This window comes from Candidatus Didemnitutus sp. (assembly GCA_019634575.1).
GTDB lineage: Bacteria > Verrucomicrobiota > Verrucomicrobiia > Opitutales > Opitutaceae > Didemnitutus.
The window spans coordinates 2888949-2908951 of record JAHCAY010000001.1 but is presented as its reverse complement, the minus strand read 5'-3'; the positions used below and the strand labels follow the sequence as shown (position 1 = coordinate 2908951).

The 20003-nt window shown below is 67.4% G+C and carries 19 protein-coding genes; 10 read left to right on the top strand and 9 right to left on the bottom strand.

All coding sequences use genetic code 11. The features are described from left to right. Positions 1 to 9: 9 nt before the first annotated feature. From KF715_12195 to KF715_12185, 3 genes are all read right to left on the bottom strand, one after another. Complete coding sequence (locus KF715_12195; GenBank protein ID MBX3737448.1) at positions 10 to 1842, bottom strand: FecR domain-containing protein; 1833 nt, start codon at positions 1840 to 1842, stop codon at positions 10 to 12. A gap of 14 nt (positions 1843 to 1856) precedes the next feature. Next, complete coding sequence (locus KF715_12190) at positions 1857 to 3920, bottom strand: adenylate/guanylate cyclase domain-containing protein (protein MBX3737447.1); 2064 nt, start codon at positions 3918 to 3920, stop codon at positions 1857 to 1859. A 605-nt stretch (positions 3921 to 4525) separates the two neighbouring features. After that, the gene (locus KF715_12185; GenBank protein MBX3737446.1) at positions 4526 to 6457 is read right to left on the bottom strand and encodes a hypothetical protein; all 1932 of its coding nucleotides are present in this window, start codon (positions 6455 to 6457) and stop codon (positions 4526 to 4528) included. Positions 6458 to 6719: 262 nt separating this feature from the next. Here KF715_12185 and KF715_12180 point away from each other — a divergent pair, with 262 nt between their 5' ends. From KF715_12180 to KF715_12145, 8 genes are all read left to right on the top strand, one after another. Further along, positions 6720 to 8123, top strand: coding sequence for an outer membrane protein transport protein (locus KF715_12180; protein ID MBX3737445.1), 1404 nt, complete (start codon positions 6720 to 6722; stop codon positions 8121 to 8123). 128 nt (positions 8124 to 8251) lie between these two features. Continuing rightward, the gene (locus KF715_12175; GenBank protein MBX3737444.1) at positions 8252 to 9481 is read left to right on the top strand and encodes an NAD(P)/FAD-dependent oxidoreductase; all 1230 of its coding nucleotides are present in this window, start codon (positions 8252 to 8254) and stop codon (positions 9479 to 9481) included. Positions 9482 to 9486: 5 nt separating this feature from the next. Beyond that, positions 9487 to 10194: a DUF1641 domain-containing protein gene (locus tag KF715_12170; GenBank protein ID MBX3737443.1), complete on the top strand. Its 708-nt coding sequence runs from the start codon at positions 9487 to 9489 to the stop codon at positions 10192 to 10194. A 33-nt stretch (positions 10195 to 10227) separates the two neighbouring features. Continuing rightward, entirely contained in the window at positions 10228 to 10545 is a 318-nt protein-coding gene (locus KF715_12165) for a TusE/DsrC/DsvC family sulfur relay protein (protein ID MBX3737442.1), read from the top strand. A gap of 189 nt (positions 10546 to 10734) precedes the next feature. Beyond that, a complete protein-coding gene (locus tag KF715_12160; protein ID MBX3737441.1) occupies positions 10735 to 11232 on the top strand; it encodes a DsrE/DsrF/DrsH-like family protein in 498 nt (165 codons plus the stop codon). Positions 11233 to 11383: 151 nt separating this feature from the next. Continuing rightward, positions 11384 to 12043 (top strand): DUF3365 domain-containing protein, encoded by a 660-nt coding sequence (locus tag KF715_12155; GenBank protein MBX3737440.1) that lies wholly within the window; start codon positions 11384 to 11386, stop codon positions 12041 to 12043. A 39-nt stretch (positions 12044 to 12082) separates the two neighbouring features. Continuing rightward, entirely contained in the window at positions 12083 to 12484 is a 402-nt protein-coding gene (locus KF715_12150) for a rhodanese-like domain-containing protein (protein ID MBX3737439.1), read from the top strand. 7 nt (positions 12485 to 12491) lie between these two features. Continuing rightward, the gene (locus tag KF715_12145) at positions 12492 to 12725 is read left to right on the top strand and encodes a hypothetical protein (GenBank protein MBX3737438.1); all 234 of its coding nucleotides are present in this window, start codon (positions 12492 to 12494) and stop codon (positions 12723 to 12725) included. A gap of 3 nt (positions 12726 to 12728) precedes the next feature. Here KF715_12145 and prmB read toward each other — a convergent pair whose 3' ends face one another. From prmB to KF715_12125, 4 genes are all read right to left on the bottom strand, one after another. Next, the gene (gene prmB / locus KF715_12140) at positions 12729 to 13622 is read right to left on the bottom strand and encodes a 50S ribosomal protein L3 N(5)-glutamine methyltransferase (protein ID MBX3737437.1); all 894 of its coding nucleotides are present in this window, start codon (positions 13620 to 13622) and stop codon (positions 12729 to 12731) included. Positions 13623 to 13625: 3 nt separating this feature from the next. Next, the gene (locus KF715_12135) at positions 13626 to 14402 is read right to left on the bottom strand and encodes a hypothetical protein (GenBank protein ID MBX3737436.1); all 777 of its coding nucleotides are present in this window, start codon (positions 14400 to 14402) and stop codon (positions 13626 to 13628) included. Between the two features lie 65 nt (positions 14403 to 14467). Continuing rightward, positions 14468 to 15331: a hypothetical protein gene (locus tag KF715_12130; GenBank protein MBX3737435.1), complete on the bottom strand. Its 864-nt coding sequence runs from the start codon at positions 15329 to 15331 to the stop codon at positions 14468 to 14470. A 72-nt stretch (positions 15332 to 15403) separates the two neighbouring features. After that, positions 15404 to 16060 (bottom strand): YdcF family protein, encoded by a 657-nt coding sequence (locus tag KF715_12125; protein ID MBX3737434.1) that lies wholly within the window; start codon positions 16058 to 16060, stop codon positions 15404 to 15406. 112 nt (positions 16061 to 16172) lie between these two features. Here KF715_12125 and KF715_12120 point away from each other — a divergent pair, with 112 nt between their 5' ends. Next, a complete protein-coding gene (locus tag KF715_12120) occupies positions 16173 to 17261 on the top strand; it encodes a PA0069 family radical SAM protein (GenBank protein ID MBX3737433.1) in 1089 nt (362 codons plus the stop codon). A gap of 127 nt (positions 17262 to 17388) precedes the next feature. Here the strand turns inward: KF715_12120 and KF715_12115 are convergent, their stop codons facing one another. Next, entirely contained in the window at positions 17389 to 18792 is a 1404-nt protein-coding gene (locus KF715_12115; protein ID MBX3737432.1) for an alpha/beta fold hydrolase, read from the bottom strand. A 153-nt stretch (positions 18793 to 18945) separates the two neighbouring features. Here KF715_12115 and KF715_12110 point away from each other — a divergent pair, with 153 nt between their 5' ends. Then, entirely contained in the window at positions 18946 to 19395 is a 450-nt protein-coding gene (locus KF715_12110) for a GatB/YqeY domain-containing protein (GenBank protein MBX3737431.1), read from the top strand. 55 nt (positions 19396 to 19450) lie between these two features. Here KF715_12110 and KF715_12105 read toward each other — a convergent pair whose 3' ends face one another. Further along, complete coding sequence (locus KF715_12105; protein MBX3737430.1) at positions 19451 to 19933, bottom strand: response regulator; 483 nt, start codon at positions 19931 to 19933, stop codon at positions 19451 to 19453. Between the last annotated feature and the right edge of the window lie 70 nt (positions 19934 to 20003).

Here is a 20003-nt window from a genome sequence, read left to right as displayed (position 1 = left end):
CGGACCCGTTCAGTTGGGCTTGGAGATCTGGATCGCGGTGGGTTGCGCGCCGGTGCCGCCGGCAGCGACGGACACGAAGTCCTGCGCGGGTTTGTCGGCGTAGGTGACGTCGCGGATGAAGTTCACGTAGCCGGTCGCCGCGGAGGCACCGGTGTTGGGGTTCGGCGCGAGGAGGCCGTTCTCGCTGACGAGACGCACCGTCGTGCCGGAGGCGAAGTGCACGGACTCGAGCACGAGCGTGCGGGCGCCGAGGTTGACCTCGGCAAACGCGCGGAAATCCAACGCGCGCGCCGTGATCGTGTCGTTGCCCGTGCCTTGGAAAACGCTGCCGGCGGGCGCGGTGAACGTCAGCGTGTCGAACGTGAGCGATTTGCCGGAGTCGGCCCAGAAATTGCCGCCGAGCGCGAAGTTCGATTGGCGGATCGTGACGCCCGCGGCACCCGAGATCGCGAAGGCGCCGCCGGGGGCGTCGACGAGCGCGCGCGTCACGGAGACGTTGCCGACACGAGCGTCGAGGTTCACAGCGCCGGCGACGGTCGCGAGCGCGCCGATGGGCGCGTCGGAGTGGAAAGTCGTGCCGTCGAGCACGACGTCGCCGCTGTGGGATTGGAGGATGACGCCGCCGCCGTGCGACTCGAAGGTGACGGCGCCGAGCGTGAAGGTCTCGTCGGTGTCGAAATAGAACGTGCCGTGCGTCGCGCTGGTGAACGTGGCCGAGATCGTGCCGCTCGACGGCAGGTTCACCTGCGGGCTGAAGAGGCGCAGGAAGTTCACCTTGCCGAGGTCCGTGAACTTCAGCCCGCCGGTGACGTCGATGCGGGTCTTGCCGACGAGCTGGAAATCCGTCGGACCGCCCCACGTCGAGAGGCTGAGCGTCGGCGTGGTGATCGTGAGCGTGTCGGCGAGCAGGCCGGTGATGAGCGTGTCGGATTGGGCGTTGAGATACGGGCTCTCGCTCTTCGGCACGAGCAGCGGCGAGCGGAACACGCGCGCCTCAGGCAGCGTGGGCGTGGAGAGCGTCGCAGAGGTGTTGAGCGCGAGGCGCTGCGCGGCGGTGAATTCGCCGACGAGGTTGTTGTCGGCGTCGGGGCCGGAGGTCTCGATGCCGTTGACCTGCGTGTCGCTGCTGGCGGCAAAGACGAGGAAGCCGGTGGTGACGTAGCGGCCGAGTCCCACGGCCTTGCCCTGCGTCTGGATCGCGCGGTCGATGCGCGCCTGCGACGGGAGTGGACGCGAGAAACCCTGGACGAGCTTCGAGCCCTTCACCTGCCGCGCCAGATCGAACGGCACCACCGGTCCCGGCACGCCGACGCCGCCGGTGCCGGGGCGCACGAACGTGAGCTGGCCGGCCTCGAGCTGGAGTGCGTTGCCTGAGGCGAATTTCACCTCGGCGCGGCCTTCGAGCACGAGCAGCTTGTAGCCGCCGTCGGGCGTCGTCGCGGCGATGAGCGTCGTGCCGAGCACGGTGGCCGAGGCCGACGAGGTGCGGATCGTGCCGCCGCCTTTGCCGGTCGGCGAATGGAAGAGCAGGCTGCCGCGCTCGAGGCGCAGCTCGCGTCCGCGCGGGTCGAACGCGAAAAGCGTGTTCGCGCCGACGCGCGTGATCGTGCCGTCCTCGGCGCGGAGTTCGGCGCGGGAGTCGCGACCGGTGCGCAGGCGGTCCGGCGCGCGCAGCTCCATCTGCACCACGGCCGGCGTCACGGCGTCGGTCGGCACGGCGAGGTGGTCGACATGGTTGACCACCTCGATGACGGTCGAGTGGTCCAACACGAGCGGCGCCGCGGAGACGGACACGACGGAGGCGGCCAACGCGAAGACGCAGTGGCGGAGGGCGGTTTTCATGGCGGAAAGTGGTTTCATTTTTCTTCGAGGCGGAGCGTGCCGTCCCACGACGCGGGCGGGTGCGCGGCCAGGGCGTCGGCACGTTGGGCCTGAAACGCAACCAGCTCGCGCGCTCGCGGCGTGTCGGGGACGAGGGTGGCAAGGCTCGCTCGCGCCGCAGCGAAGTCGCCCGCCTGGAGCAGCGCGACGGCTTTTTGGTAACCATTTTGCCACAATGGCTCAGGCTCATCGGCCCGACCGATCGGCGTGAACACCTCTTCCGGCGCGGCGCGGCCGGCGAGTCGCACGCGCGCGACGAACGCGAAACGGAACCGCCCCGCCGCGAGTCGCGCGACCGGCGCGCCGACGAGCAACGGCAGGCCGAGGTGCTTTGTCGCGCCCTCGAGGCGCGAGGCGGTGTTCACGGCGTCGCCGAGCACGCCGAATTCCATGCGGCGAGGATGACCGATGTTGCCGACGGTGACGACACCGTGCTGCAGGCCCACGCCCATGCGCAGCGGCACGCGGTCGGGACGCGCGGCCCACTCGGCGTTGAGGCGGACGAGGGCGGCGTCCATCGCGAGCGCCGCGGCGACGGCGCGCGAGGCGTCCTCGGCGGCGCCCGCCGAATGCGTGTCGCCCCAGACGGCAAGGATCGCGTCGCCGATGAATTTCTGCACCGTGCCCCCCTCGGCGAGGATGCAGTCGACGGTCGCGTGCATGTATTCGTTCAGCTGCGCGACCAACGCGTCCGGCGGCCGCTCCTCGGAGAGCCGGGTGAAGCCGCGCAAATCGGAAAACAACACCGTCACCGGCCGGCGCTCGCCGCGCATCGCGGCCGCGAGCGATTCCGGCTGGTTGACGATCACTTCGGCGATCTGCTCCGAGACGTAGCTGCCCAGCAGCGTCCGCAGGCGGCGCCGCTGGCGCTGTTCGCCGGCGTAGCGCACCGCAATGCCGCCGACGCCGGCGGTGAGCAGCGCCAGCACCGGCGCGGCCACCGGCAACACCCCGCCGGCCGCGAGTAGCACGCCTTGCGCGAGCACCAGCCACGCCCCGAGGATGGCGAGCAACGTCAGCGATTGCCGCACCGCGCCCGCGGCGCGCACGCAGACCACGCCGGCGAGCGCCGCCGCCACCGCCACCGCCAGCCAGCCGAGCCACGCGGGCGCGGCCCAGAGCAATCCGCGGCCGGACAGCGATGCGATGAGGTTGGCCTGCAATTCGGCGCCGGCCATCAGGCCGAACGGCGTGGCGTGGTAGTCTTTGAACCGCACCTCCGACCATGGCCCGACGACGACGATGCGATCGCGGAAAAACTCGCCGCGCGCGAGCACGGAGCCGTTCCAGCGGTCCGGGAGGAACAGGTTTTCGATCGGCACGCGCGGGACCGTGCCATCGGGACCGAGGAAGTTGATGAGTCCGTCCCGTGCTTCCACGGCCGCCCCGCCCCCCAACACGCGCGCCGCCGCGAGCGCGAGCGACGGCTCCGCCGCCTCGCCGCCCGGCGCATCTCCGAGCAACTCGCCCGGCGCCAGCGCCAGCCGCGTATCGCGCACGACGCCATCGTCGTCAGGCCAGACGTTCGCGAAACCCGTGCGCACCCGCGGCGCCGCCCCGGCAAACTCCGTCCGCGGCTCGATCGTCGAGACACTTCGCTCCCCCTCGAGCGTCTCGCTCACCACGTATTCCCGCGCCAAAATGACCGGCACCGGCGACGCCGCGAGCGCCGCGGCGAATTCGGGATCGCCCGCCGTCTCCGCCGCGAACACGACGTCGAACACCACGGCGCGAGCCCCGGCCCGCGCAAGCTGGTCGAGCACCGCGGCGAACACCCGCCGATCCCACGGCCACGGCTGCCCCATGCGTGCGAGCACGGGCTCGCGTCGCGCAGCGTCCGGCGCCCGCTCCGCCAGCGAAAAACTCGACTCCTCGATGCTTACGATGACCACCGGAGACGCGTCACGCGTCACCCCGCGCAACCGCAGCCGGAAGTCCGCCGTGTCCGCTTCCCAATGGCGGAGCCACGTCCAGGGGAGCGCGAAAAAGCCCGCCGCCGCGAACGCGCACAACACGATGGCACGGCGACCGGAAGACACGGAGCTGGAGCGTGGATTTCTCACGTGAACATCCGAACCATTCCCGGCTACGACCGCCCCGCGGCAAGCGCCAAGTGTGCGCAGATCTTGCTCACCGGCGGCCGCAGGGCCCCGCCCGCTCCGTCGCGCACCGACCCGAGAGCCGGGCTGCGAACTTTTCAGGACGTTGTCCCTCTGGTGCGAAGCTGAGAGAGATGGGTTGGAAACAAAGCAGCCCACTCTGGAGGCACCGGAAGGACAGGCACACCAATACTCGGACTACCCCGCGTAGTTGAGAGGACATCGCGCGTTTGGTTTGGTCGGGAAGCAGACGCCGAAGACCGTGCGCAAGTGGATGAGCCGGTTCGAGGCCGACGGCGCGACCGGCCCGCACTCCGATAAGGATCCCGTAGAACGGCACTGTGAAGTCCGGCGGTGCACCACAAGCGAGAGCATCCCGGTTAGTTGCTCCACTTCGACCCCAAGAAGCTCGGCCGCATCGCGCGACCGAATCGTCGCGTCACCGGCAATCGCCGTGATCCCAGCCGTGGAACAGGCTGGGAGTGCTTGCACATCGTATCGACGGCCACCCCCACTCCAGCCACGCCGCGATCCGTCCCGACGACTCACACCGAGCGAGCGGGCGCGAGGTCGACCGCGGCCGGTGCGGCTTCGCGAACCGCTTGCCGGCCGGTGTGGGCCGCCAGCTCAGCGGAGTGCGCGTCCTCCTCCACCCGCGCGGCTTTTGCGCCGCGGATGATCGCGTGCAGTCGGCCCATCGCGGCGCGGAGTTCCTCGGTTTGCGCGTGCAACTCTTCCGAGGCGGACGCGGATTCCTCCGCTGAGGCGGCGTTCTCCTGCGTGAGCTTGTCCATCTCCGCCATCGCCGTGTTCACCTGGGTGAGGCCGGCATCCTGTTCCCGCGCGGCAACGACGATCGCCTCCATGGCTTCGTCGACCTGGCGGGTCTTGGCGAGAATCTCGGTCAACCGGCCCTGCACGCGCTCGACGTAGTCGCGGCCGGATTTGCTGGCGGTGCTGGCGGCGGTGATGCGCTGCGCGGTGTCCTTGGCGGCATCGGCGGCGCGCTGCGCGAGCGTGCGCACCTCGCCGGCCACGACGGCGAAACCGGCGCCGGCCTCGCCAGCGCGCGCGGCCTCGACGGAAGCGTTGAGCGCGAGGATGTTCGTTTGGAAGGCGATCTCGTCGATCGTCTTCACGATGGCTTCGACTTCGCGCGTGGCGCGGCCGATGTCGTCCATTGCCTGGCTCATTTGCGCGACGTCGCTCTCGCTGGTCTCGGCGGCGCCACGGGCTTCGCCGGCGACGGCTTTAGCGTCCCGCGCATGATCGGCGGCGCGTTTCGTCATGCTCGAGATCTCGGCGAGCGTGGCGGAGGTCTCTTCGAGCGCGGCGGCCTGGCGGCTGGCGCCTGCGGCGAGATTGGAGCTGGCGCTGGCAATCTGTCCGGCAGCGGCGGCGGTTTGATCGGCCCCGGCATCGAGCGTCGCACTGACTTCGCCGACGCGGCGGGAGAGCGAGAACGCGAGCGCGAAACCGAAGGCCAGCGCGAGCACGACGCCGACGAGCGCCGCGAGAGCGACCCCTCGACCGGAAGCTCGCGCGTCATCCTGAGCGGTATCGACCGCCTTGTTTGCGTCCTGCCTGGAAGCGTCGACCAACGCCGCGTAGGAGGCCTGCACAACGCGCTGCTTGTCGCGCACTTCGGTCATCGTGATGTGATCGAGCTGATCGTAGATGGTGCGCGCCTTGGCGGTCTCGGCCAGCAGGGAGCCGAACATGCCGATGGTCTCGTCGGCGGCCGGCACGAGGTTTTCGGTGTAGATCTTTTGCGCCTCGGCCGTTTCACCGGCCGCGAGCCTGGCCTGGATACTCGCGACCGCGGCATGAAAGCGGGTGTGCGGATCGCGCGATTTCTCCATGAGGCCGCTGATCGCTGGATTGCTGGTCTGGTAGCTGGCGAGCCATTTGCCGTAGCGGCAGGCTGTGGGGTCGGCGCCTCCCGTGTAGGTCTTGCCGCCGAAGATGTGGGTGGCGGCGCGGGCGATGGCTTGATGGTGATCGCCGCGAAAGCCCTCCTGCTGCGCTTCGAGCGCCACCGGATTGGTGACGTCCATCTGCTCGAGCACGCGCACGGTAGCGAAGAATTTGTCGTTCGCCTGTTTCCATTCGGCGACCTGCCGTTCGAGCTGCGTGATCTCGGCGGCGTGCGGTCCGTGTTTCGCCTCCGCGGCGTAGAAGCCGAATTCCTTCTGGTAGCGCTCCAGGGCGTCACGCGCGTTGGTGAATTGCCGCGCGCGGTCGTCGGGCTTGAGGTTCGGGGAAAGCAGGGTGCGCTGGGCGACCCTCAGGCTTTCGAGCTCGAAGCGGGAATCGAGCAATCCCTCCATCGCGGGCATCGTGTGCTCGCCAATGCGCTCGACGTAACCGCTGACGCGATGGGTGGCGAGATAGCCGATGCTGGCGACGACGAGGGCGATGGACGCAACAACGCCGAAGGCCAGCAGCAGCTGGACGCGGAGGCTGAGGTTTTTCATGGGAAAGGTGACCACCTTCTCAACGGCACATCCGCCGCGACATTTACAACCCCTTGCCGCGGGCCCGCGGATGAGAGGAGAACTTTCGGACGGAATTCGCCCGGCTACTGTGCCGCACCGGCAGCGTAAGCTGTGTTAATCTATTTGAGCATTTGCTCATATAACTAGCCATGCGTGTTCCTTGGCGCAATCCGTGCGCAGCCAGCGGGGCGGCACATGTGCGAGAATGCCGCCGGATCGGCCACGCCGCCCAACCAACCCCATGAAATCCCTGCGCACCCTTCTCCCGCTCGCGGCCACGCTCGCGGCAGTCGGTTTAACGAGCCCGCTGGTCGCGACCAACGGCATGAACATGGAGGGCTACGGCCCCATCGCCACGGCGATGGGCGGCACCTCGATGGCCTTCGACAACGGCGCCGCCGCCGTGATCAACAACCCGGCGACGCTCGGCCTCATGGCCGAGCGCGCCCGCCTCGATGTCGCCCTCGGCGTCCTCGGGCCCGATATCACGGCAACCAATCCCGCCGGCGCATCGGCCGATTCGCAGCTCACGGCGTTCTACATGCCGGCCTTCGGCTATGCGCGCCGCTCAGGCGATTTTACCTATGGCCTCGGCATCTTCGGCCAGGGCGGCATGGGCTGCCAATACGACGCCAATTCCTGGCGCGGCCTCGGCTTCGGCCTCGAGAACCGCACCGAAGTCTCCGTCGGCCGCGTCATCGCCCCGCTCGTCTGGAAGGTGAACGACCGCCTCCACGTCGCCGCGACGGCCGATTTCATGTGGGCCGGCATGGATCTGAAGATGGCGATGAGCGGCACGCAGTTCTTCGACCTCGTGATGCCGACCAGCCAGCAGTTCGGCCGCGCCTCCGGCACGATCGTGCAGAGCTTCAGCGGCATGTTGGCCACGCTGCCCGCCGGCACGAACGTCGACTACGCCTATTTCAACTTCTCCAACGGCAACGCCATGACCGGCGAGGCCAAGGGCTACGGCTACGCCGGCAAGATCGGCCTCGTCTACCAAGCCAGCCCGCAACTCACGCTCGGCCTCACCTACCACACGAAGTCCTCGCTCAGCGACCTGAAGACCAGCCGCGCCGCGCTGAGCTTCCAGCTGAACATCCCCGGCATGGGCGCGATGGCGCAGACACTCCACGGCGAGATGAAGGTGAACGGTTTCGAGTGGCCCGCCATGCTCGGCGCCGGCCTCGCCTACCGCCCGAACGAGCGCTGGCTCATCGCCGCCGATCTCCGCCAGATCTACTGGGCGAGCGTGATGAACCAGTTCGCGATGACCTTCACCGCGTCGTCCGCCGCCAGCAACGGCAACTTCGCCGGCCAGCAGCTGAGCGCGGTGCTCTTCCAGAATTGGGACGACCAGCTCGTCGCGCAGTTCGGCGCCGCCTACCAGGCGACCGACCGGTTCACCGTGCGCTTCGGCGGCTCCTACTCGACCGACCCGATCCCGGACAAGTTCCTCAACTGCCTTTTCCCCGCCACGATCGAGAAGCACCTGATGGTCGGTTGCGGCTGGAAGTTCGACGACCGCTCGAGCGTCGACTTCTCGTTCACCCACGGCTTCGAGGTCGGCAAGACCAACGGCTACGGCATCCACATCACCCACGGGCAGAACAACGCCCAGCTGATGTATAGCTACCGGTTCTGAGGCCGGTCCCGCGAAAGCATTTCTAATCTGTATGCGCATATGCGCATATAACATCTAATCCGGGGCGGTTTCCACTGGCGAGACCGCCCCGCTTTTCGGATAGTCTCCTCCGCCACCCCACCTTCGCCATGAAAAAACTCCTCATCCTCGGCGCCGGCACCGCGGGCACCATGATGGCCAACAAAATGGCCCACGCGCTCGACCGCTCCGAATGGCAGATCACGATCGTCGACCGCGACGGCACGCACCACTACCAGCCGGGCTACCTCTTCGTCCCCTTCGGCGTCTACACCGCCCGCGACGTCGTGAAGCCCCGCAAGGACTACCTCGCGCCGGGCATCGACATCGTCATCTCCCCGATCGACGTCATCGAGCCGGACCAGAATCAGGTGCGCCTCACCAACGGCCGCATCCTCGCCTACGATTATCTCATCATCGCCACCGGCACGCGCCCCGTCCCGACGCAGACCGAGGGTCTGGCCGGCCCGGGCTGGCAGAAGAACGCCTTCGACTTCTACACCCTCGAGGGCGCCGTCGCCCTTGCCCGCAAGCTCCAGACCTGGGAAGGCGGCCGCATGGTCATCAACATCGTCGAGATGCCCATCAAGTGCCCGGTCGCCCCGCTCGAATTCGCCTTCCTCGCCGACTGGTTCTTCACCACCCGCGGCCTGCGCGACAAGGTCGAGATCGAATACGTCACCCCGCTCCCCGGAGCCTTCACCAAGCCGAAGGCCTCCGCCCTGCTCGGCGGCGTCCTCGACCAGAAGAAAATCAAGCTCACGGCCGACTACTCCGTCGGCCGCGTCGATACCGAGGAGCGCAAGCTCTTCTCGTGGGACGAACGCGAGGTCCCCTACGACCTCCTCGTCACCGTGCCCACCAACATGGGCGACGAGTCCATCGCCCGCTCCGGCTTCGGCGACGAGCTCAACTACGTCCCCACCGACAAGCACACGCTTCGCACCAAGGTCCGCGACAACATCTTCGCCCTCGGCGACGCCACCGACCTGCCCGCCTCCAAGGCCGGCTCCGTCGTGCACTTCCAGGCCGACATCCTGGTCGAAAACCTCCTCGCCGCCATCGACGAGCGCCCGCTGCACGGCCACTTCGACGGCCACGCCAACTGCTTCATCGAATCCGGCTTCGGCAAGGCCTTCCTCATCGACTTCAACTACGACACCGAGCCTCTCCCCGGCCTCTTCCCGTTCCCCGGCGTCGGCCCGCTCGCGCTCCTCGAGGAGACGCGGATGAACCACTACGGCAAGATGATGTTCCGCTGGGTCTACTGGAACGTCCTCCTCCGCGGCCTCGAACTCCCCATGGACTCCGCCCTGAGCATGGCGGGCAAACGCCGCTGACCGCCATGAACGCCACGCCCGACACCGCGCTCGCCGAACGCCTCGAGGCGCTCGACCGCAAGATGGACCTCGTGCTCGAGGAACTGGCCGCCGTCCGCCGCGTCCGCCGCGAGATCGACGAGCTCCGCGACGACCTCACCCGCGTCGGCAAGGAAATGCTCCCCGCCCTCGCCACCGAGCTCGACGACGTCTCGCCGCACCTCCGCCCCGACGACGTCGCGGCCCTCCTCAAGCAGGTTCTCCGCAGCGTCGACGACCTCCAAGCCTCGCTCGTCGCCCTCCACGGCGCGCGCGAACTCGTCACCGACGCCACCCCCATCGCGCGCGAGCTCATGAACGACGCCATCGCGAAACTCGATGAGCTCGACCGCAAGGGCTACTTCGAGAAAGGCCGCGAGATGACCAAGGTCCTCGACAACGTCGTCGCCAACTTCTCCATCGAGGACATCCGCCTCCTCTCGGAGAACGTCGTCGCGATCCTCTCCACTGTGAAAAACCTCACGCAACCGGAGATGCTCCTGGCGATCAACAACGCCGTCGAGGTCTACAAGAAGATCGATTTCGACCGCGTCGAGGAGTTCTCCCTCTGGACCGCGTTCAAGGAGGTCAACAAGCCCGAGATGCGCCGCGGCCTCGGCTTCCTCATCGTCTTCCTCCGCAACCTCAGCGCGCACACCCCCGGCAGCGCCGCACGCCTGCCCGTCAAATCCTGACCCCATTTCTTCAACCGCCAACCCACCATCGCCATGGCCATCCGCACCATCAACAACAAGCCCATCGACTTCGACGCCGAGGGTTTCATGACCAACTCCAAGGACTGGGACGCCGAAATCGCCAAGGTCCTCGCCACCGAGGAAGGCATCGCCGCCCTCACCGATCGGCACTTCGTCGTGCTGAACTACATGCGCAAGGAATTCGAGACGAAGGGCGACGGCCCCTCCATGCGCAAGCTCACCAAGGAGAGCGGCGTCCCGACCAAGGAGCTCTACGAACTCTTCCCCGGCGGCCCCGCCAAGAAAGCCGCCAAGATCGCCGGCATCAAGAAGCCCCACGGCTGCATCTGAGCCAGCCGCCCGACTCTTTCCTCCTTCTCTTAATCTTTCTCTTTCTCCCCGCTTCAGTCGCGCTCGCGCATAACGAGCAGCCGGAGGGAGAAAGACGAAAGAGAAAGATTAAGAGGAAAGATCATCCTCCGCACACTGCGCTCCCGTCTACTCGCTACCCACTACCCGCTACTCGCTACTTCTTCCGCCATGTCTTCACCCGAAAAAATCAAGAAGGTCTCGATCATCGTCTCGCGCGGCTCGCTCGACGGCGTTTATCCCGGCCTCATCATGGCCAACGGCGCCCGCATGGAGGGCATCGAAGCCAACCTCTTCTTCACCTTCTTCGGCCTCTACGCCGTGATGAAGGACTATCAGGACAAAATTAAGATCTCCACCGTCGGCAACGCCGCCATGCGCGTGCCCGACGCGAAAGGCTTCCCGCTGCCGACCATCCTCGGCGCGCTGCCCGGCATGTCCTCCTTCGCCACGAACATGATGAAAAAGGAGATGGAGGCCCTCGACATCCCGCCCGTCTCCGAGTTCGTGCAAATGATCTCCGACGCCGGCGGCCACCTCTACGCCTGCAAGGCCACCGTCGACATGTTCCACCTCACGCAGGCCGACTTCGTGCCCGCGATGGAAAAAGTTCTCACCGTCGGTGACTTCTACGAATTGGCCGCGGGCGGCCAGATCATCTTCACCTGAGCGCAGGTGGGTGCGCGGCGTTCACGCGCCGCGTTCACATGGCGGGCCCCGTCGACTCCCGTCGGCGGGGCCTTACCATTTTCACCCTGCGCATCTCTTGCGAAAGTTTGCCGCCGTAGGCAAAGCGCCGCACCGGGTGTATACTTTCCCCATGAAGCACTCCCGCTACCCCGCGGTGCTCGTCGGCCTGTGCGCGCTGTTGTCCGCGCAAGAACCCGCGAAACCCGAAATGAAATTCTCGTGGGCCGCCGGCAGCGATCCCGAGGCCGCCGCCATCAGCCAATCCGGCGAACGCCTCATCGATCGCGTCGGCGGCTCGCTGATGGTCGAAGTCGAGCGCACGCTCGCGGCGAAGGGCCTCGACGAAGCCGTCGAGCTGCTGCACCTCAAGTCCCTCGCGCCACCGAAGCCCGTCGCCGGCAAGCCCGTCGTCACCGCGATCAAGCTGACGAGCTTCCGCGTCCGCGACCCGAAGAACGCGCCCGACGCAGCCGACTTCGCCGCCCTCGACCTCGTGCGCATCGCCATGCAATCCGGTGAATCGCCACCGAAGTTGATCGTGCAAAAAGTCGAGCAGCCCGGCGCCCCGCTCGAGTGGCGCGTCTACCGCCCCATCGCCGTGAACCCGAAATGCCTGCTCTGCCACGGCCAGGTCGAGTCGCTGCAACCCCAGGTGTTGCACATGCTCGAGCGCCTCTACCCGGAGGACAAAGCGACCGGCTACCAGGCGTGGGAATGGCGCGGCCTCATCCGCGTCTCCTACGAAAATCCGCCTCCCGCCCCCGCGGCTACTCCGCCGAAGACAGACTGAGCCGCTTGCCCCGCACGCGATTCCGCGCAAGCTCGGGGCATGCTCCAGAAACTCGCCGTCCTCTTCCTCCTCGGTGCCCTGACGTTGTGCGGCGCCGAAGTCGCCCGCATCACTCCCGCCGAGGCCGCGAAACTCGTCGCCGACGGCAAGGCCACGCTCATCGACGTCCGCGAGCCGGCCGAGTGGTTCCAGACCGGCGTCGCCGCGCCGGCCGTGCTGCTGCCGCAGAGCGATTTCGAGAACGCCCAGTTCGAGTGGAAGCCCTTCCTCGCCAAAGCCGCGAAGGACAAGACGCTCATCCTCTACTGCCGCTCCGGCAAACGCGCCGGCAATGTCGGCGCCGCGCTGGCCGAGAAAGGCTACAAAGTCGTGAACGCCGGCGGCCTGCAGGCTTGGATCGACGCCGGTCTCCCGGTGCGCCAGCTCGAAACCAAGAAATGAGGTCCGCGTGAGCGAGTTTTTCCGGGAGACCGAAGCCGCCCTGCTGCCCCCCGACGACGGCCAGCCCTGCGGCAGCGACTGCCGCTTCGCACGCACGATCCGCACCGATCCGTTCGCCGAGGAGTGGCTCTGGTGCGCCCATCCCGCGCGCGCCACGCGTCTCGTGCATCCCGGCCGCCCCTGCGCCCGCTACGCACCGGGTGCCCACGGCACCGTCGCCCTCCCGCCGTCCTGGGCGTGAATTTCAACCGCCCCATGCGCGCAACCGCGCGGCGGTGATCACGCACACGCAATCCTCGCCGTCCTGCGTCGACAGCCAGTGCGGGTCGAGCTCGGATAATTTCGCCGCGAGCGCGGCCTTCGCCTGACCGACCTCGAGCGTCACGATGCCGTGCGGTTGCAGTCGCTCGCGCGCCTGACGCAGCAACTTGCGCACGATGTCGAGCCCGTCCGCGCCGCCGTCCAGCGCCATCGCCGGTTCTTTCCGGAATTCCTCCGGCAGGCCTTTCATCTCCCGCGACGGCACGTAGGGCGGATTCGAGAGGATGACGTCGTATTTCACCGGCGGCACGGCGTCGAAGACGTCCGAGCGGTGCAGCTTGATGCGCGCGCCGAGTTCGTTCTGGGCGAAGTTGAACCGAGCCACCGCCGCGGCATCCGGCGAGAGCTCGATCGCGTCGACCTTCGCCTCCGGGAAACGATCCGCGAGCAACACCGCGAGACACCCGCTGCCGGTGCAGACATCGACGACGCGTTTCACGGGCTTGCCGGCCGGCAACCACTGCGGAATCGCCTCCGGCAGCAGCTCGACGAAATACGAACGCGGGATGATCACGCGCTCGTCGACGTAGAACTTGTGCCCGCCGAGCCATGCCTCGCGCGTGAGATACGCCGCCGGCGTGCGCTCGTCGATGCGACGCCGGAAAACCTCCGTGAGCGCGGCGGCCTGCTCGGGTGTGGTCTTGCGCCGCAGCACGCTGCGTGGGCTTTCGAGCGGCAGCTCGAGTGTGCGGAGCAAAAGGTAGAGCGCTTCGTCGTGCGCATTGTCCGCCACCTGGCCGAGCGCGACGTCCTCGCGGGCGTAGCGCCGCACGGCCCACTCGAGCCATTCACCGACGGTGTGCGGGCGCGCGGGCATGGTTCAGCTCTTTTTGCCGCCGCGATGCTCCGAGCAATAACACTTGTCGTCGTCGCCGTAGCGGAAGTCCTCCATCGGATGCGTGAGCTCGGTCTTGCCGCAGACCACGCAGCGGTGGCGCGGCTCGCGCTCGTCGGCCCGGGCGGCGGCGGCGCGGGCCTGATGCTCCATGCGCCGGCGGCCGGTTTTGACCCGTTGCACGATGTCGCTGGAGAAAAAGAGCAGGAAGTTGCCGACGGCGGCGAGCGTCGCGAGTTTGACCGGCCACGGGCCGAAGACGACCGCGTAGCCGTAGAAGAGCCACTGGATCAGCGCGAGCCACTTGATCTTCACCGGCAGGATGAAGAAGAGCATCATCTCGAAATCCGGATTCAGGAACGCGAACGCCAGGAACACGCTGCCAGCGAGGAAGACGTTGATCGCATACGTCCCCGGAAAAAGAAACGCCACGCCGGCCGTGAGCGCCCAGCCCGTGAAGATGAAGAGATTGTAGCGAAACACGCCCCAGTAACCCTCGAGCGCGCTGCCCATCATCCAGAACAGATACCACGCGAACGCGATGAACACCGGATGCGAGCTCGGTGGATAAAACAGGAACGACACCAGTCGCCAGAATTCGCCCTGACGCACCGCAATCGGCAGCAGGGCGATGCGCTCGAGATCGAAATAGCCTAGGAAGCTGACGCTCCAGAAGAAGACCTGGCCGATGACGAGGTAGAGCGAGAGATTGGGAATCGCGAAGCGCCCGAGCGTGCGTTCGAGGCGATTGAGCAAAGGCATGCGTGGGACTTGCCAGTCCGGCCCGCTGCGCGCAAGCGCCGAGCGGCCAGTTGGAAATTCGTCGCTTATTTCGCGGTTTTGGCCGCCGCGGGTGCGTTCGTCCCGGCCAGCGCGTCGATGACCTTTTGCTTCTCGTCGGTCAGCTTCAGGTCCGTGACCTGATCGAGCAGCGCGCGCGCCTCGTCGCGCCGGTCGAGCTTCACGAGGATGTTGGCGCGCTGGAGCTTGATCAGCTGCCGCATCGACTCGGTCGTGGCGCGGCCCCCGAGTTTTTCCCAGACCGCGAGCGCCTCGTCCCAGCGCGGCGGCTCGATCTCGTAGTAGGCCTTGGCGTGCTGATAGGCGAGCGACAGGTCGGCGGGCGCGAGGTCGGCCGCGCGCTGGAACGCCTCGAGCATCGCCTTATCGAGGGACGCGCGCGTCCACGTGCCTTCGTGCAGGAAGTCGTCGCGCGCGGCGAGCAGCAGCTGCCCGAGGTGGAAGTGGTAAAGCGGCTCATTCGGCGCGAGGTCGATGGCCGAGGTGAGATACGGCAGCGCCTCGAGCGGCTTGCCGTCCTCCGCGAGGTGCTTTGCCAGCTGGTTTTTCACCAGCGGGATGTTCGGGTCGAGCTTGTTGGCCTTCAGCAGCATCGCGACCGCCGCCTTGGTCATGTCGATCTTGCCGAGGAACACGCCGTAGGCGACGTAGCCGGCGGCGAAGTCGGGGTTATTCAGGATAAAGACGTCGTAGCTGCTCGCGATGCCCTTCGCCTCGCCGGCGAAGCGCGCCTCGTCGAGCTGGTCGCCTTCCTTCTCGGCGCGTTCGAAGAGCTGCTTCTGTCGCTCGACGATTTCCTTCAACGATTTTTCGGCCAGCGTCTCCGCCGCGAACGACGGGGCAACGCACACAGCCAACAAGGCGCACAAGGCAAGGAGACGATGGGACACGCGGCAGTAGGACACAGGCGGCGGGAATTCGTTCAATGCTGCGCCAGTTTTACGCCGGCGGGCGACGTTTTTCTAAACCTTCGCACCGAGCTGCCGCGCCGCCGACCAGACGTCCGCCGGCACCTCGATCGGTGCCATGAAGCCCCGCGCCGGATAACTCGCCAACCGCTCGAACTCGCCCGCGACCTGCGTGCGCAGCGCCAACCCGTGCCGCGCGTAGAACGCTTCCTCCTCGGCCAGCGACCGCACGGCGCAAGTGCCGACGCTCCGCACCTCCGGCCAATGCCGCCGCACCGTCGCTAGCGCGCGACGCAACCGGCACGGCGTCGCCACGACGATCGCCGAACGCAGCCCGTCGCCCGGCCGCAAATCCGGCCGCGCCGCCGCGAGCGCGGCGGTGGTAAACGCGAGATTCTCACCCGTGTTCGTCGAACGCGTTTCAAGCAGCGCGATCCGCGCCTCGACCGCTGGCCAGTGTCGCCGCACGTCGTCGCGGAATTCCAACGCCTCCGCCTGCGTGAAATCGCCACTGCCCGCGCCGACGCCGCCGGAGAAAACGATCCAGCGCGCCCGCCCCGCCAGCGCCAGCTCCGCACACAGCCGCGGAATCGTCCGGTCGAAATGCCCGAGGCCGAGCACGACGTCCGCCGCTTCCGCCGGCAACGCGTCCGCCGCGGCGAGATACGCGAAGGCAAGCTCGAGCGCGCGGGAATCGGCGGCGGCGGACATGGCGACCATCTCATCGCGCGCGCGGCACGACATCAACGCCGCGCGCGGCGATTTTTCGCCCGCGATTTCCACTTCGTGCTGGCGGCGCGGACCGCTTGCATACCTTCGCCGCATGTCCACCGCGCCCGCCCCGTCGCCTGCTCCCATCGGCCGCGGCGCGCGCGTGAATCCCGCCAACCGCTTCGAGCCCATCGCGGTGGAGGCCGACCCCGACTTCGTCGAGTTCGACGACCACGGCGTGCCCATCGAGCGGCCGCTTCCGCGCACGCAGTTCTTCGACGATGCGAGCGAGACCGTGCTCTCGGCCAACGACAGCCCCGACGTCGGCGCGGCTTTCGGCCTCAATCCCTACCGCGGCTGCGAGCACGGTTGCGCCTATTGCTTCGCCCGGCCGTTCCACGACTACCTCGGCTGGAGCAGCGGCCTGGATTTCGAGACGAAGATTCTGGTAAAGCGCCGCGCGCCCGAATTGCTGCGGCGCGAGCTCGCGGCGAAAAAGTGGCAGCCGCAGCCGGTCATGCTCAGCGGCGTCACCGACTGCTACCAGCCCGCCGAGCGGCGCTTCGGCCTCACGCGCGCCTGCCTCGAGGTGTTCGCGGAGTTCCGGAACCCCGTCGCCCTCATCACGAAAAACTTCCTCATCACGCGCGACGTCGACCTGCTCGCCGAGCTCGCACGCTGGCATTGCGTCTCCGTCACGCTCAGCGTCACGACGCTCGACGCCGCGCTCGCCGGCAAGCTCGAGCCGCGCGCCGCGCGTCCCGAGCATCGCCTGCGCGCGATTCGCCTGCTCGCGGAGGCTGGCGTGCCGGTCAGCGTGAACGTCGCGCCCGTGATTCCCGGCCTCACCGACCACGAACTGCCCGCCATCCTCGAGGCCGCGCGCGACGCCGGCGCGCGACGCGCCAACTACATCACGCTGCGCCTGCCGCACGCGGTGAAGGACGTGTTCATCGACTGGCTCGACGCCCACGAGCCGGGCAAAAAGGAGCGCGTGCTCGCCCGCGTGCGCGAGATGCGCGGCGGCAAGCTCTACGATGCGCGCTTCGGCGTGCGTGGGCGCGGCGAAGGCATTTTTGCCGAGCAGTTGCGGCAGGTATTCGCGGTGACGACGCGCCGTCTCGGCCTGAACCGCGAGGAGTTCACGCTCTCGACTGCGCACTTCCGCCGGCCCGGCGGCGTGCAGCTGGAATTGCTCTAGACGCGATCCCAAAGCGCGCTTTGCCGAAGCGGTAGGCAGCGATCTTGATCGCGCCCCAGAGAGCAACGGGCGCGCGCCAGCACGCTGTCGACGGCGGAAGCCCGGTTTTCGGACAACCTTTGGCGGTTCAACCGAGGACCCAGTGACCGCCGCCCGTGGCACGGCTGCGCAGGCGGAACTTGCCGCCGTGCAACACGACCGAGATGTCTTCCAGCACAGGACCGATATTGAAGCAGTAGCCGTGGCCCAGCACCGAGAGATTGTAGTGCGAAACATCCACCGTCTCCAAATTCGGCGCGGTCGTGACCGGCGGGCAGATGCCGGCGCGCGGATTGTCATGCAGTTCCTGCGAGGCAAACAGGGCGAGGTCGTCCTTCGCGGCGTAGAGCGTGTGCCCGGCCGTCAGTCCCGGCGCCGCCGCAACCCGCGCCAGCTGGCGCAGGAATTCACGTTGAGGCACGTCGGGGGCGGCGAAGATCACCTGGCCAATCTGCGGACCGCCGGCGGCACCCTGCAATGCGACCTCATGCAGCGCCTGGAGCAGCGCCCGATTGCCCATGCTGTGCGCGATCACGTGGAGTCGACGGCCTTGCGCCGCCGCGGTGGCGGCGAGCGTCCGCACGAAATCCTTCAAGGCGGCGACGGATTCGCGCGCGGCTTCTTCGTCCGCGAGATAGCCGGCGAGCTTGCCGCGTGATGGCCAACTGAAAAGCGCGACCGGCAGATCCAGTTCGTAGCTCAACTGTCCCGCACTCTCCGCCGCGGCACGAAAGGTCGTGCGGAAGCCGTGCACGAACAGGAGCATCGCCGGTGCCTCCTTGATGGCGCTGAGCGTGCTCGCGAGCCGGGACAAAAAATCCGCCTCCGCCAGCGGCATGATGCTGCCGAGCTCAAGTTCGGTTTGCTCGCGATGGATCAGGCGGCCGAGCCAGCCGCGTCCCGAGCCGCCCTTCACGTAGCGCTTCGGCACGTTCACGGTGCAATAGCCGTAATGCATGCGATCATCGGTGGCACCGCCATAGCCATCGTGTTCGTCCGCCGCGTTTTCCGGCCGGCGGTTCGTGCCATACCACACCGGCACGATGCGCGGGTCGCTCAGCAGATCATCCGGCAATGGTGCAGCCGGCGGACGCGCGGTGCCCAACGAAAATGCGGGGGCCTCATCCGCCGAGGTTTCCGCCTCCCCCTCCTCGAGGTCGGCTGGCGGCCTTCTCAGTTTGTGGGCCACCCAAGGTATCTCCGGCTTGGATAGCCTGCGCGCGAGTTCATCCGGCGGCGGCGCGGTGCGATCCCATTCGGCGAGCAGAGCGCGCCCGGCTTCGGTCAGGCTGAACCCCTTTTCTCCCCCCTTCTTCACGACGACAACTGCGCCGCAATCCAAGAGCAGGGTGAGTGCGGCGCGCACTCTGACTTTGATAAAGCGGGCGTCGCGAGCGGCCGCTTCGGTGAGAGCGGACACGCTGAGCCATGCATTCCGGCTCAACGCCTGCAGCATGCGGTGGGACAATCGGTCGTAGCGGGGCGCATTCATGGGAGGCAAGTGCTTCGATTGCGCTCGTGCGGACTCGCACAAGCGTGGCCCGGGAATCTCTTTTGCCCCCTTCCCCTCGAAGGGACAAGCGGCGATCTGGACGCGACACACTCCACGCTTTCGCTTTGGCGCGAAAGCGGCATCTTCCGCCCCATGGCCAACGTCTACGAAACTCTCCGTGCCGACATCGTCACCGCCATGAAGGCGCGCGACACCGCCCGCTCCACCGCGCTCCGCACCATGGACGCCGCGATCCAGCGCGCCGCGATGGACGCGAACAAGCCGATCGACGACGCCCTCGCGATCACGGCCATCCGCAAGGCCGTGAAAAATCTTTCCGACGCCCGCACCGAGTTCGAGAAGGGTGGCCGCGCCGACCTCGTCGCCGCCAACACCGCCGAGATCGGCCACCTCGAGAAATATCTCCCGCAAGGCCTCGACCCCGCCAAGCTCGACGCGCTCATCGCCGAGGTGATCGCCGCCACCGGCGCCGCCTCGAAGAAGGAAATGGGCAAGGTGATCGGCGCGCTCAAACAGCGCCCGGAGGCGCCGCTCATCGACTTCGCCGCCGCGAGCAAGGCCATCCAGGCCAAGTTGCCGTAAGCGTAACGCCGCGCGCCCGCCGCGTTACTCCGGAAACGCGGCGCGGTTCACCCGCTCACGCCCCGTCGCGGCTGGATCGCAGCGGCGGCGGGAGATTCGAACGGAGCCAGTAGCCGACGATGCGCAGCGCGAGTTCCCGCTGATCCTCGAGCCGGCTCGGCTTCACGAGGAATGAATTCGCGCCGATCTCGTAGGCTTGCGTGACATCGGACTCGAGCGCCGACGACGTGAGGATCACCACGATCAGCTTGCGCAGCTCCGGCGTCGCGCGGATCTGCCGCAGCACGTCCAGACCGGAGATGTAGGGCACTTTCAGGTCGAGCAGGACGACGTTCGGCAGCGGGTGCTTCACGCGGTCGCTGAAACCGTCGCAACCGAGGAGATAATCCAACGCCTGACGGCCGTCGCTTGCCACGTGGAGATCGATGACGGCACCCGCGCTTTGCAGCGCGCGCCGCAGGAAGAAAACGTCGTTCTCGTCATCCTCGACCACCAACACATGCGGCGTGCCGTCGTTCATGGGCGTGCGAAGGTTCATGGAGGGCGCTGGTAAGCTCCGCTTGGATCGCCCCGAGGCCCACAGGGTGGTTGCGCGGATAAAAGGAGCG